Source organism: Ralstonia sp. Ralssp110, assembly GCF_047325135.1.
GTDB classification, from domain to species: Bacteria; Pseudomonadota; Gammaproteobacteria; order Burkholderiales; family Burkholderiaceae; genus Ralstonia; species Ralstonia mojiangensis.
In genome coordinates this window covers 322238-335109 of record NZ_CP168609.1, presented here as the reverse complement: position 1 = coordinate 335109, position 12872 = coordinate 322238, and the positions used below count along the sequence as shown (strand labels likewise).

At 60.9% G+C, this 12872-nt stretch carries 12 protein-coding genes and 1 pseudogene; 3 read left to right on the top strand and 10 right to left on the bottom strand.

The features are described from left to right. Positions 1-3: 3 nt before the first annotated feature. Positions 4-630, top strand: a complete 627-nt coding sequence (locus tag ACEN9T_RS02110) for a hypothetical protein (protein WP_092975135.1) — start codon at positions 4-6, stop codon at positions 628-630. A gap of 36 nt (positions 631-666) precedes the next feature. Here the strand turns inward: ACEN9T_RS02110 and ACEN9T_RS02105 are convergent, their stop codons facing one another. Continuing rightward, on the bottom strand, positions 667-2853 hold the full coding sequence (locus tag ACEN9T_RS02105; RefSeq protein WP_413706585.1) for a copper-transporting P-type ATPase: 2187 nt from the start codon (positions 2851-2853) through the stop codon (positions 667-669). Between ACEN9T_RS02105 and ACEN9T_RS02100 the strand changes: the two genes are divergently transcribed. Continuing rightward, on the top strand, positions 2812-2946 hold the full coding sequence (locus ACEN9T_RS02100; protein WP_413706615.1) for a hypothetical protein: 135 nt from the start codon (positions 2812-2814) through the stop codon (positions 2944-2946). The two genes, ACEN9T_RS02105 and ACEN9T_RS02100, sit on opposite strands and share 42 nt — an antisense overlap. Before the next feature lie 152 nt (positions 2947-3098). On the opposite strand, the gene ACEN9T_RS02095 is transcribed toward ACEN9T_RS02100, so the two are convergent. The 4 genes and pseudogenes from ACEN9T_RS02095 to ACEN9T_RS02080 all read right to left on the bottom strand — a co-directional run bounded on the left by ACEN9T_RS02095 (position 3099) and on the right by ACEN9T_RS02080 (position 5748). Next, positions 3099-3575 (bottom strand): hypothetical protein, encoded by a 477-nt coding sequence (locus tag ACEN9T_RS02095; protein WP_413706280.1) that lies wholly within the window; start codon positions 3573-3575, stop codon positions 3099-3101. A 324-nt stretch (positions 3576-3899) separates the two neighbouring features. After that, complete coding sequence (locus ACEN9T_RS02090; RefSeq protein WP_413706279.1) at positions 3900-4319, bottom strand: hypothetical protein; 420 nt, start codon at positions 4317-4319, stop codon at positions 3900-3902. Beyond that, on the bottom strand, positions 4231-4638 hold the full coding sequence (locus tag ACEN9T_RS02085; RefSeq protein ID WP_413706584.1) for a helix-turn-helix domain-containing protein: 408 nt from the start codon (positions 4636-4638) through the stop codon (positions 4231-4233). The genes ACEN9T_RS02090 and ACEN9T_RS02085 overlap by 89 nt, the downstream gene beginning before the upstream one ends. Before the next feature lie 299 nt (positions 4639-4937). Further along, a pseudogene (locus tag ACEN9T_RS02080) lies at positions 4938-5748 on the bottom strand (IS5 family transposase). A 632-nt stretch (positions 5749-6380) separates the two neighbouring features. On the opposite strand from ACEN9T_RS02080, the gene ACEN9T_RS02075 reads away from it, so the two are divergent. Next, positions 6381-6863 (top strand): hypothetical protein, encoded by a 483-nt coding sequence (locus ACEN9T_RS02075; protein ID WP_413706278.1) that lies wholly within the window; start codon positions 6381-6383, stop codon positions 6861-6863. Here ACEN9T_RS02075 and ACEN9T_RS02070 read toward each other — a convergent pair. From ACEN9T_RS02070 to ACEN9T_RS02050, 5 genes are all read right to left on the bottom strand, one after another. After that, positions 6860-8010, bottom strand: a protein-coding gene (locus ACEN9T_RS02070; RefSeq protein ID WP_413706277.1) for an IS3 family transposase whose coding sequence is annotated in 2 segments (ribosomal slippage) — positions 6860-7764 and positions 7764-8010 — 1152 coding nt in all. Because the reading frame shifts where the segments join, the coding sequence is not laid out codon by codon here. The genes ACEN9T_RS02075 and ACEN9T_RS02070 overlap by 4 nt on opposite strands. 560 nt (positions 8011-8570) lie before the next feature. After that, positions 8571-9749, bottom strand: a complete 1179-nt coding sequence (locus tag ACEN9T_RS02065; protein WP_413706276.1) for an acetate/propionate family kinase — start codon at positions 9747-9749, stop codon at positions 8571-8573. Continuing rightward, positions 9746-11191 (bottom strand): bifunctional enoyl-CoA hydratase/phosphate acetyltransferase, encoded by a 1446-nt coding sequence (locus tag ACEN9T_RS02060; protein WP_413706275.1) that lies wholly within the window; start codon positions 11189-11191, stop codon positions 9746-9748. Before ACEN9T_RS02060 ends, ACEN9T_RS02065 begins: the two co-directional genes overlap by 4 nt. Positions 11192-11200: 9 nt before the next feature. Continuing rightward, positions 11201-11707, bottom strand: coding sequence for a hypothetical protein (locus ACEN9T_RS02055; protein ID WP_092975989.1), 507 nt, complete (start codon positions 11705-11707; stop codon positions 11201-11203). Between the two features lie 9 nt (positions 11708-11716). Continuing rightward, positions 11717-12868 (bottom strand): ABC transporter permease, encoded by a 1152-nt coding sequence (locus ACEN9T_RS02050; RefSeq protein WP_413706274.1) that lies wholly within the window; start codon positions 12866-12868, stop codon positions 11717-11719. Positions 12869-12872: the final 4 nt, after the last annotated feature.

The window sequence follows — 12872 nt, the reverse complement described above, 5'->3', positions numbered from 1 at the left end:
GCCATGGCAAACCTGCTCGTATTGTTCGCGACCGTCCTGCTGCTGAATGTGATGCCGGCCTTCGCACCGCCGACGTGGATGGTGATGTCATGGATCGGCCTTTCACGGCCTGATGCCAACCCGGTGCTTCTTGCGGGCGTTGCCGCCTGCGCGGCAACCCTCGGCCGCCTGGTTCTGGCGCGGCTATCCTGCACGCTTGTCCGTAACCGCTGGATGCGCGAGGCGGATCGTCAGAACATCGATGTGGCGCGCGCATGGCTCGAAGACCGCAAAGGCATGACGGTCGGGCTGATGCTCGCGTACGCCTTCAGCCCGTTCCCATCCAACTACATCTTCATCGCCTACGGCTTGACTGGGATGCGGCTATGGTTGATCGGGCTCCCGTTCTTTGTTGGCCGCTGGATAAGCTACCTGACCTGGACGCACATTGCCCAGTTGGGTGCACGCTATCTGGATGAGGAGACGGAGATCGACGGCGCGTATATGGGGGTGTACTTCATCGTGTCGCAGGTCGTGTTTCTAGCCCTCGTTTATGGGTTCGCCAAACTGGATTGGCGCTACTTTCTGCAAACGAAGCGTCTGCGCTGGCGGCGGCCGGAGTCAATTGCATCGGCTGCCAAAGACACATAGACAAGGGCAGGGCGTTGAGCACGCGCTTCAAAGCAGTCAGATGCTTATGCGGCGCAGGCGCAGCGCATTGGAGACGACAGAAACCGAGCTCAGGCTCATCGCGAGCGCCGCAATCATCGGAGACAGCAGCAAGCCGGTCGTGCTGTATAGAACGCCGGCCGCAAGCGGCACCCCCAAGGCGTTGTAGACGAACGCAAAGCCGAGGTTCTGCTTCATGTTGCCGATCGTTGCCTCAGACAGCGTGCGCGCGCGTGCGATGCCGCGCAAATCTCCCTTGAGGAGCGTAACTTGCGCGCTATTCATCGCGACATCCGTGCCCGTGCCCATGGCGATGCCGACATCGGCCTTCGCCAGTGCGGGCGCATCGTTGATCCCATCACCGGCCATGGCAACGATTCTGCCTTCGCTTTGCAGCCTCGTCACGAGGGCCAATTTATCGGCGGGCCGGACTTCGCCATGAAATTCGGTGATGCCGAGCGATTGGGCGACGGCCTTTGCCGTTACCGTGCCGTCGCCGGTGGCCATGACCACGCGGATGCCCTTGTCCTTGAGCTGCGCCAACGCTTCGGCCGTCGTCGGTTTGATTGGATCGGACACGGCAAGCAAACCGGCAAGCGCCCCATCTGCGGCAAGGTACATGACGCTGGCGCCCCGGGCTCTTAGTTCGTCCGCGGCCTGGGCCAGCGGGGCGGCGTCAATGTGCTCTTGCTCCATCAACACGGTGTTGCCAAGTGCAAGCTTTTTGCCAGCGACAGACCCACGCACGCCGATGCCACTGCTGGATTCGAAATTCTGGGCGGCCTGCAATAACAATCCGCGCGCTCTGGCGGCCTCTACAACGGCCGCCGCCAATGGGTGCTCGCTGCCCTGGTCCAGACTGGCCGCTAAGCGAAGCACTTCCGACTCATCGAAGCCGTTGGCGCCCAAGCAGCGATCAAAGGCGGGCTTGCCTTGCGTGAGTGTTCCCGTCTTGTCGACCACCAGCGTGTCGACCTTGCGCAGATTCTCGATGGCGGCTGCGTCGCGAAACAAAATGCCGTTCATGGCGCCCTTGCCGCTGGCCACCATGATCGACATTGGCGTTGCGAGGCCCAACGCGCATGGGCACGCGATGATCAGCACAGCAACCGCGTTGATGAGCCCATACACCCAGCTAGGCTGCGGTCCAAAGACCCCCCACGCGAAGAGGGTGAGCAGGGCAATCGCCACCACAGCAACAACGAAAAATCCCGCGACCTGATCCGCCATGCGCTGCATGGGCGCCTTGGAGCGCTGAGCCTGGGCGACCAACTGAACGATCTGCGAGAGGACGGTCTGAGAACCCACTTTCTCCGATTCGATGATCAGGCTTCCTGCGGTGTTCATCGTGGCGCCGATCACATGGTCACCCACTCGCTTGGTCACAGGAATGGGCTCGCCAGTAATCATCGATTCATCGAGGGAACTTGAGCCTTCGATCACGATACCGTCGGTGGGAACCTTCTCGCCAGGACGCACGCGCAGACGGTCGCCGACGTGTACGTGGTCCAGGGGTACGTCCATTTCGCTGCCGTCCGGGTTGAGGCGCCGTGCGGTTTTGGGGGCAAGGCCGAGCAGCGATTTGATTGCGGCTGATGTCTGGGAGCGCGCCTTCAACTCCAGCAGTTGACCAACCAGCGTCAGCGAAACGATGACCGCCGCCGCTTCAAAGTAGACGCCGATGCGACCATGCTCCGCGAACGTCTGAGGAAATGCGTTCGGAGCGATGGTCGCGATCACGCTGTACAGATACGCGGCGCCCGCACCCAGTCCAATGAGCGTCCACATATTTGGACTGCGGTGCATGAAGGATTGAACGCATCGCTTGAAGAATGGATAGCCCGCCCACAGCACGACGGGCGTCGAGAGGGCCAGCTCGACCCAGCTCTGCTGCGGGGCGTTCATCCAGCCATATTGGTGTCCGAACATCGCCAGGACGAACGTGGCAACGGTGAGCGGAAGCGTCCACCAGAAGCGCTGCTGGAAGTCTTTAAGTTCGGGGTTCTCTTCGTCATCCAAGTCCGGAACGATCGGTTCCAGAGTCATACCGCAGATCGGACAATTGCCTGGACGGTCTTGCCGGATTTCAGGATGCATGGGGCATGTGTAGACGGTCCCCGCTTGAAACTCGGCGGGAGCGGCCGCAGCCCGGTCTTTGTCAGCATGCCCGGCAGCTGCTGTTACGGCCCGGCCGTGCTCGTGCATTGCACCGTGTCCGTCATGGCGATGGTCGGCGTGGCCACCATGCGAGTGCGAGTCGTGCTCAGCAGCGTGGACGTGGCGGTGTTCTTCCATTGACATCGGCTCCTATCAATTCGACTGCTGCCAGATGCACTTGCTTGAACGGCAACATGCGTTTCTTACGCTCAGGAAACGATAAACCCTCCCATGCAGGGAGGGTCAACTGGAATTGTTGTGCGAAAGCAGCGTTGAACGCACCCCGCCCGAATCTACTTCTGCATCATGCCGCCCACACCGGGACCCATTCCGGGACCCATTCCGCGGCCCACGCCCATTCCCATGCCCTGACCATCCTTCATCATTTGCATCATCTCCTGCATCAAGGCCGTGTTCCGTTCCATCATGCCCCGACACGTGGCCATCTGAGTGGCTTGGCCCCTTCTTGCTGCCGGTTGCATAGCGCCCGTCTGTCGCACGCTGGTCATCATGTCTTGCATGACCCGCATGCGCTCGCTCATGAGCGCTTGTCGCTCTTCCGGGGTATTGGCCCGTGTCATGCGTTCCCTGATGGCACGCAGATGGGCGATCTGCGCGTCAAAGTCTGCATTGCTTTGCTGAGTGGCCGTCGCGGCCGGCGGCGATGTCTTTTTTTCGTTGGATGGACCGGCGGCGAGGGCAACAAAACTCGATGCGAACAGTAGCGCGGTCGATGCTGTTGCGATGAGGGTACGTCGATTGTTTGCCATGATGAGCGGCCTAGAGTGTGATGTGCGGCGGATACTCGCTCTGTCAATGTAGAGGCCACGCACGATCGGCCATTGATGCATGTCAAGCGCCGCGGCTTGGTCTTGGCGGAGGGGAGTGGGGCGAACGTGGGCGGCGATTGTCGCGCCACGCGCGCGCCCGTCGTGATCTCTTTGCGGAAACTAGTGCATCGGCCAACCATCGATCCGTTAGAAGCTGCGGTCCGAGCAAACATGACTTGTGAACGTCATTAGTTCCGGTCTAACACGTGCCGGCCCGCAGATATGTGTCCAGCCGGTTTTTAGTTGTCGTGCTCGCAGCCAAATTCAAATGTCGGCACGGGCGTGCACTTTGTGCTCGGTTCGATTCTTCCTGGGGGCGGTTCGTCGGGCGGTGGTGCTGGTGGCTGGCCCGCTGCTGGGCTGGCCTGGCCCGACTTGCTGCATGGCCCGCTCCAGGTCCAGCCGGTTGATCAAGCGCTGCCGCTTGGTCTGCGGCGCCGGACGTTTGGGCCGCGGCGGCTCGCCCACCAACGTGCGCGAGGGCCCGACCTGCCGTCGATCATCGCGCTGCGCCCGCAGTTCGGCCGCCACCGCCAACACGTGCCCCAACCGTTTGTGCTCCACGATCGCGCCCTGGTCAATCTGCGCCAGCCGGTCATAGGTGGTGTAGGGCAGGGAAGCGCCGTCGGCCCACAGCTCGATCGTGCCATCCGGGTACTCGGCCACCTCGAGGTAGCGGTGCACCAGCTTGCGGTGCTCCGGCCGGTCTTCCAACAAATACATCACCTTGGCGTACTGCAGGGTCAGGCTCGCCGACACCTTGCGCCATTCGCGCCAGCAGAAGATGCGCGCCAGGTCCTCGTCGCCACGCAGCGGCCGGTGGGCATCGAAGTCGCTCCTCGGCAACTTGGCAAAGCGCGCATTGAAGTCCGCCATGAACGCCGGCACAAACGCGTCGCTCCACTTGCCGTCGTGACAAGCCCAGCCGCTCAGCCGCGCGCCAGATCGCCAAGCCTTGGTCAGCAACGGCTTGAACCACCTTGAAGCGGTCCAGTTCACGCATCGTCATGGTGATGGTCTCGGGCTTCGGCATGGCGGTCTCCGGTCTCGAACAGACGGGAAACCGCCAGCAGTCGCCGAACCTAAATCTCCTAGCCCTGAAAGCTTGCCTGTTCGGGTCAGCCTGGCTCCAACGCATCGTTGCGTCCATGACCTCCCAGACGTAATCGTCGGGTGACAAACGCCTTCCGACAGAAAAATGCAATGACAAATTCGCTGAACAAAGCGAATTTGGGCGCACTTTTCTGGCCTGGAGGGTGAGATGCAGCACAAGGGAGGCAATTTCAAATGCACTAAGAAGCTCTAACAAAAAGAGTTTTGAAGCTGTCGCCAGCAGATGATGCAGCAAGCGATTTTCATGAATGCCTCGTGGATCACGGCGAGGCGTTCGAAGCGGACGCGCAGGCGCTTGAAGTTGTGCAACCAAGCGATCGTACGCTCGACTACCCATCGGGTTTTGCCAAGGCCGTTGCCGTGCGGTTCGCCTCGGCGAGCAATTTGAGTCCGGATGCCTGCGGCGTGTAGCGGGCGACGGTATTTGTCGTGATCGTAGCCGCGATCGCCTTGCACGATGGTCGGTTTGGACAGCGGCCGGCCGCGCTTGCCTCGAATCGGCGGGATGGCATTGATGAGCGGCAGCAGTTGCGTGACGTCGTGCCGGTTGCTCCGGTCAGGATCAGCGCGAGGGGGATGCCTTGCGCTTCGGTAACAAGGTGGTGCTTTGAACCAGGTCGAGCGCGATCGGTGGGATTGGGTCCTGTTTTTGACCCGATCCCACGGCGCGAATGGAGGAAGAATCGACGATGACGCGTGACCAGTCGATGCGGTCTGCCGCGCGCAGCTTGGCTAGCAGAACCTCGTGCAGTCGGTCCCAGACGCCGGCTGCCTGCCAGTCGCGCAGACGGCGCCAGCAGCTCATGCCCGAGCCGCAGCCCATTTCCTGGGGCAGCATCTCCCACGGTATGCCGGACTGCAGCACGAACAGGATGCCGGTCAACACCGCACGATCGTCCAACGGCTTGCGCCTTGGGTATCGGGGCCGACGTGGCTTCGGCGGCGGCAGCAATGGTTCGATCAGCGCCCACAGATCGTCATCGAGTATCGATTTGGCCATGTCCTCTTCGCCAATGAAACAACGAAGAGGTTAACAGGACGCGGCCAGGGTTAACAGCCCTGTCTGTTCATTATGTTAGAGCTTCTAAGCCACAAGCTCGGCAGGATCCGTCCAATCCTAACTCAACCACGCCCAGTTAATAAAAAAAAACCCGCAACAATGAAATTCCACGTGGATTTATCGAATCCGAAACAAAAAAATATATGAGTCTTGGTTTTTTTGTAAAACTCTGGCATCAAGCCTTTACTTGATTGGGATTTATGCTTATGTGTAAGCAGAATTGGCCCACATCAGAACTTGACTGGCCAATGAAAACGAGCGGTTGCATGGCAGTGCGACCGCTCGATTGCCCGAATGAAGAACTTCGGAAGAAGGAAATCTATCGAAACGCAAGCCCAATGTATCCGCACCTTCACTTTGTGGGTGATTGGTACGTTAGCCCTCGATATGCAAACTGATTTTGGTTGAGGTCGCGGCCAAAATTAAGGCGATTTCGCGCCTAGCATTGGCGATCGGGGCCTTCGTTTGCAAAATTGATCGAGGCAACGATGGTACGAGTGAATCAGCCTAATGTAAGGCATCGTGTCAAACCAAGGGGTACAGCGAAATCCTCTTATAGAGGGCGGCGTACATTGTATATCTTTGATTCGCCGCGCAATCGACAACGTTTCCAGGTGTATGGTCAGCTTTGTTTTGCCCACTGCATTATCGCGGAGGGTGATCCAACTATTCGACACTATCTACCATCAAAACCACCGGACGAGCCCGGCGAGGGCCTCTATCGACAGACGGTTATGGTTGAGCGTTATGACGGTCATTGGGAGCGATGGCAGTTCGAAAAATGGCACGCCGATGACTGCGCAGGCGACGCCAAGCTCGTTCTCAAAACAGAAGATCAGATCAGGCGATCCAAGTTTTTGCTAATGAATTGGATGGCCTTGTGCGCTGATCGAAATCGCGTACAGGGAGAATCATTGGCGCTGGAGCTGGGAGCGCTCATGAGGGCGATGGATGGTTGCGAACGCCTGACAGTTCAGCAAGCTATCCGCATCGAGGGAATCGATCCCGCACTGATGCTTGGGGTTATCGCGATTGAATCGCCCCGACTTTCCTAGACACCCGCGAGCCGTTGGGAATGGCGTTGTTCGAACTCTACCGGTGATAGACCGTTGGCGCTCGAATGGCGCCGTGTTGGGTTGTAAAACATCTCGATGTAGTTGAAGACATCGGACTTGGCCTCCTGCCGGGTGGCATAGATCTGCCGGCGCACCCGCTCGCGTTTGAGTAACTGGAAGAAGCTCTCCGCCACTGCGTTGTCGTGGCAGTTGCCGCGCCGGCTCATGCTGCACAGCAGGTTGTGCTCGCGCAGGAAGCTTTGCCAGGTGTGGCCGGTGAACTGGCACCCCTGATCGGAGTGAATCAGAACCTGCTGGTGCGGGCGCCGCCGCCATAGCGCCATCAGCAAGGCATCCAACGCCAACTGGGTATCGATGCGCTGCCCCATGGACCAGCCCACGACCATGCGCGACCAGAGATCGATGACCACGCTCAGATACAGCCAGCCTTCGTGTGTGCGGATATAGGTGATATCGGTCACCCAGGACTGATTCGGGCCGTCGACCGTGAATCGCCGTTGCAAGTGGTTGGGCGCGACCACCGCCGGCTTGCCGGCCCACCTCGCCGGACGCCGCCGGTAGCCCGATTGCGAACGCAGCCCCTCGGCCTTGAGCAGCCTCGCCACGCGGTGCTTGCCGCAGCGCTCACCCAAGTCGCGCATGTCCAGGGTGAGCTTGCGATAGCCATAGACCCCGCCGCTCTCGAACCACGCCTGCTTGAGCAGGCCAAGCAGGCGCTGGTCGTCCCTCGCACGCGGGCTCAAGGGCTGCGCCTGCCAGGCGTAATAACCGCTGGGATGCACCGCCATCGCTTTGCACAGACGGCGCACGCTGTATTGACCCGCGTGCGCCTTGATGAAGGCGTACCTCACCCGGATTGCTTGGCAAAGTACGCTGCGGCCTTTTTTAGGATGTCGCGCTCCTCGGTCACCCGCTTGAGTTCAGCCTTGAGCCGGCGCACCTCCTCGGATTGCGATACCTGCCCTTGCGGCTCTGCCACGGGCTGGCGTCGCTGTTTGATCCACTGGTACAGGCTGTGCTGGCTCACGCCTAACCGCTGCGCGACCTCGGCCACGCTGTGGCCTCTATCCACGACCTGATTGACCGCCTCGACCCTGAATTCTTCGGTGTATCTCTGTGCACTCATCGCACCTCCTGTCTAACCTCTAGTTTGAGGCTCACAGGTGTCTACTGGGGCCGGGGCGATTCATTCTTCGGGTAAGCCGCTCGCAGCAATATCCTTCAAGGTGCGCGGAGACGGTGAACCGGAGTCATGCATATCTGAGCCTGCGGCGGAGATGTGTTGACTAACGCGGCGACGCCCAATGTTGCTCATATTGACGTACGCCGCATGTCATAAGTGTGGCACCCCGGGAGTCGCGGCGAAACAGTTCAAACGAACGAAGTAACGCCTCAGATCCTGCTGCAGAACAGAGGGACGTAACCATGAGCCGACAAATCGGCATGTGCCTCACACAGCATTTCGACGCAGTTTTACGTCTGAACCCAACGCATTTTTAGGTTCGGCGACTCCAGCATGCCTGGGTTAGCCTGGGGGGGTACGACATTTCTATTTGGCTCAAATGCGACATTACTATTTGGGTCTAACATGCTTGGTTCGCATAATTTGTGTTATGTAAAATAATATAGATGCATCCTAGCGACACGACGGCGGGCCCTGGAACTCGGCGATTTCCCCAAAAAACCTTATGAGCACAGCTTGACGGCATGCCGTGCTGCCACCCACTCCTCATTTGTAGGCTCTACTGCCACGCGGATCCGGCTCGCTGAACTGGAAATGACTGCTGCGTGCGCTTGGTTGGCCTCGTCATCAAGGTTGGCGCCCAAGAAACCAAGTCCGCCCACAATGCGCTCGCGCAGTACGGCGTTGTGCTCGCCAATACCCGCCGTGAAGACCAGAAAATCCAGGCCGCCGAGTACGGCCACCAGGGCGCCGATCTCGCGGACGATCCGGCGCACGTAGAGCGCGAGCGCCGCTTGCGCGCGCGGGGTGTCACCCTCGTGCGCAATCAGGTCGCGCGGGTCGGAAGACAGCCCTGACACCCCCAGCAGGCCCGATTCGTGATACAGCACGTGCCCAACCTGCGTGGGGGAAAGATGCTCCGTTTCCATCATGTAGAGCACTGCACCCGGATCAAGCGCGCCACATCGCGTCCCCATCATCAGGCCATCGAGGGCGGAGAACCCCATCGTTGTGGCCGCGCTCTTCAGCCCGTGCATTGCACACAGGCTGGCGCCACTGCCCAGGTGCGCGACGATGGTTCGCCCGAGTGCGATGTCGCCATGCCGTTCCAGCAAAGCGATCGACATGTATTCGTACGACAACCCATGAAAGCCATAACGACGCAGACCGCGCTCCCATGCCGTGTACGGCAGCGGCAGCATCGTCTCTACCTGCGGCAGCGTGCGGTGGAATGCGGTATCGAAGCACGCGACTTGCGGCACATCGGGCAAGTCCGACAGCAGCGCCTCGATGGCCTCCAACGCAAACGGCTGATGCAGCGGCGCCAGAGGAATGTAGCTGCGCAGATCGGACAGCACATCGGCGTTCACGTGTACCGGCACGAAATATTTGGAGCCGCCATGCACCACCCGATGCGCCACGGCCATCAGGCGGCGGCCGTCCAGCCTGTGTTCGACACGCCGGCGAATGTGCATGAGCGCGGCGTGATACGGCTGCGCGCTGTCTAGCGCTAGCGCCTGTGTCGGCGTGCCAGCCTCCGTCGCCGTGGGGTGATCAGTGCCAATCCCCTCCACTTTCCCGCTCCACATGGGCACACGCGGCAATGGGCGCAAGGTGGCATCGAACATTGCAAACTTGATGCTCGACGAGCCGCAGTTCAGTACGACGATGCAATCGGTCATGGCGGTAGATTGCGGTAGCGGTGGGCCAGCAACGTGGCAAGGGCGCACGACGCGATGCGCGATTCGCGCGAGTCGGCGCGGCTGGTCAAAACAATGGGCACGCGGGCGCCGAGCACAATGCCCGCGCTGGCTGCGCCACCCAGGTATTCCAACTGTTTGGCGAGCATGTTGCCGCTTTCCAGATCGGGCACCACCAGCACATCGGCCTGCCCTGCCACTTCCGAAACAATGCCTTTGATGCGTGCGGCAGCGGCAGACACCGCATTGTCGAAAGCCAGTGGCCCGTCCAGCACTCCGCCCTCAATCTGGCCGCGGTCCGCCATCTTGCATAGCGCGGCCGCATCGAGCGTGGCAGGCATGCGCGGGTTCACCGTCTCGACCGCAGCAAGGATCGCTACCCGAGGCCGTTGAACGCCGATTGCATGGGCCAGGTCGATGGCGTTGCGGACGATGTCAGCCTTTTGATCCAGGGTCGGCGCGATATTGATGGCGGCATCCGTCACGATAAACGGGCGCGGATACGCGGGCGACTGCATCAGGAAGCAATGGCTGATCCGACGTTTAGTGCGTAGCCCGGCCTCCTCGCGCACCACCGCCGCCATCAACTCGTCGGTATGCAGGCTGCCTTTCATCAGCGCCTCTGCCCTGCCCTGCGTCACAAGCTCCACTGCGCGGGTTGCAGCGGCACTGCTGTGCGGCACGTCCTCGATCTCGATGCCACTGAGGTCAAGGCCGGCTTCGGCGGCTACGCGCATCAGCTTGGCCTTCGGCGCGACAAGGCAAGGCACGATCAGGCCTTCGGCGCGCGCGTCCAGCACGGCAGACAGGCTCAGCGCATCGCACGGGTGGACAACGGCCATCCGGATCGCACCAAGAGGCCGCACATGGTCGAGCAGCCGATGGATGCCATCACTGCCGGTGGTGATACGCACATCCGGCAGCGTGGTACGCGGACGCTCGATCCGCTCGGTGGGCGCGATGACCTCGGCCTCGCCCGTGATGGCCACCGTGCCGCTGTCGTTTGTGCAACTGCATGCCAGCTTGATCCGCTTTCTTTCCGCCTCCTTGCTGACCACCGTCACGCGGATGGTCAAGGTGTCGCCAACGCGCACCGGCGCGAGAAACTGCAGCGTCTGCCCAAGGTAAATCGTTCCCGGCCCCGGCAAGCGGGTCCCGAGCAATGCGGAGATGAGCGCACCGCCCAGCATGCCGTGAGCAATCACGCCATGAAAGCGTGTGGCCGCCGCAAACTCAGGGTCCAGGTGCTGCGGGTTGACGTCTCCCGACAGCACGGCGAAGAGCTGGATATCCTCGGCAGTGAGCGTGCGCAGAATGGCAGCCGTGTCGCCAATGGCAATTTCGTCAAAGGTGCGATTGCGCACCACACTCAGATCGCCGGCCGGCAGCAACGCCGGCGGTACAGGCAGATGATCGGGGCCCATGTGTGTTCGTCAGGAAGCTTTGTGAAGCTGACCGTTGCCCTTGCCGGGCGTACGGACAGGATTTGAGCGCTCGGTTGCAGAGCGGAGCCATGCATCGCCCGGCACGCCCCAAGCCGATAGCATGCCCTGCAGCGCTGTATGGACCGGCATGGCGTTGCCGGTCGTGCTCAACGCGCGTACGGAAGCCTGTTGCCATTCCAGCATGACGCGCTGGTAATCCGCCACCAAGCTCGACTGGTTCGAGATGGCCGTCTGCAGCACGCCTTGCAGCACATCCATGGTGCGCTGGCTGGCCTGCCAAAATGCGTTGGGCAGCAGTGCTGCAAACGCGTTCCAGTCCTCGACGCTTTGCAGATCGGCCAGCGCAGACTCGGTGCGGGCAACGTCCTGTGCCAGCAGCTCGGCGCCCAGTGCATACCAGTGCTGCCGTGTTGTCTTGAGCAGACCCAACGTCTGCAGCCCGAATGCGATCTGCGCCTTTTGGAGCGCGAGAGGCACGTTGGCGGGTGTATCCATGTTGGCTCCTTATGCCATCTGGCTGATGGTTTGGCGAAAGCGCGTCAATGATGCGACAAACAGCACGGTGCCGATTACGCAGATGGCCAGACATTGCGGCCACACGACCTCGAGCCCCGCACCGCGATAAAGAATGGCTTGCGACGCCGATACAAAATGTGTGGTCGGCGCGGCCAGCATGATGTCCTGCACCACGCTGGGCATGCTTTCGCGCGGGGTGGTGCCGCCCGAGAGCAACTGCAGTGGCAGCAGCACCAGGACCAACAGCATGCCGAACTGCGGCATGGACCGCGCCACCGTCGCAAGAAAGATCCCCATGGAGGTCGTGGCAAACAGATGCAGCGTAGCCACCAGCATGAACAGCAGGATCGAGCCTTCGATCGGTACATGCAGCGCGCCCTGCACCACGCACACCAGTGCAACAAGCGCGGCCAGCACCACCACCAGCCCCATCGACCACACCTTGGACACCATGATCTCGAATGGCGTGACTGGCATCACCAGCAGGTGCTCGATCGTGCCGTGCTCTCGTTCGCGGATGAGTGCGGCGCCGGTCAGGATGATCGACAGCATGGTGACGTTGTTGATGATCTCCATCAACGAGCCGAACCACGTCTGCTCCAGGTTGGGGTTGAAGCGCGTGCGCAGCACCAGGTCGACCGGTGTGGCGGGCGCGGCGCGGTGGCGCTGCAGGAAGGTGCTCACCTCGCCCGAGACGATCTGCTGGATGTAGCCGTTGCCGGTAAAGGCCTGGCTCATCCGCGTGGCGTCGATGTTGAGCTGGATGGACGGTGCGCGTCCGGCCAGCACATCGCGCTGGAAGTTGGGCGGGATATCGAGCACGAACGTATAGCGGCCGCTGTCCATGCCTGGGTCCACCTCCGTGAGCGGAATCAACGCAGGCGTGCGGAAATGCGGAGGATAGAAGCTTGAGACAATGCGCGCCGACAGCGGCGAGCTGTCTTCATCAACAATGGCGATCGAGGCGTTGTGCAGGCTCTCTGGCATGGCGGTTGCCGCCACGTAGATCGACAGGGTGAAGGTGTAGACGATCAGCACCAGCATCATCGGGTCGCGCGCCAGGCTTCGCAGCTCCTTGATACCAAGGCGGAAGATGTTATTCAGGCGGGCGGTGCGTCGATCGGCTTGAAGGTTTGGCATGGCG

What these genes read in the sequence shown, in the direction of transcription:
- ACEN9T_RS02110 (WP_092975135.1), top strand. Translation starts at nt 4, where the DNA reads ATGGCAAACCTGCTCGTATTGTTCGCGACCGTCCTGCTGCTGAATGTG.
- ACEN9T_RS02100 (WP_413706615.1), top strand. Translation starts at nt 2,812, where the DNA reads ATGCCCGGCAGCTGCTGTTACGGCCCGGCCGTGCTCGTGCATTGCACC.
- ACEN9T_RS02105 (WP_413706585.1), bottom strand. Translation starts at nt 2,853, where the DNA reads ATGCACGAGCACGGCCGGGCCGTAACAGCAGCTGCCGGGCATGCTGAC.
- ACEN9T_RS02095 (WP_413706280.1), bottom strand. Translation starts at nt 3,575, where the DNA reads ATGGCAAACAATCGACGTACCCTCATCGCAACAGCATCGACCGCGCTA.
- ACEN9T_RS02085 (WP_413706584.1), bottom strand. Translation starts at nt 4,638, where the DNA reads ATGCGTGAACTGGACCGCTTCAAGGTGGTTCAAGCCGTTGCTGACCAA.
- ACEN9T_RS02065 (WP_413706276.1), bottom strand. Translation starts at nt 9,749, where the DNA reads ATGACCGATTGCATCGTCGTACTGAACTGCGGCTCGTCGAGCATCAAG.
- ACEN9T_RS02060 (WP_413706275.1), bottom strand. Translation starts at nt 11,191, where the DNA reads ATGGGCCCCGATCATCTGCCTGTACCGCCGGCGTTGCTGCCGGCCGGC.
- ACEN9T_RS02055 (WP_092975989.1), bottom strand. Translation starts at nt 11,707, where the DNA reads ATGGATACACCCGCCAACGTGCCTCTCGCGCTCCAAAAGGCGCAGATC.
- ACEN9T_RS02050 (WP_413706274.1), bottom strand. Translation starts at nt 12,868, where the DNA reads ATGCCAAACCTTCAAGCCGATCGACGCACCGCCCGCCTGAATAACATC.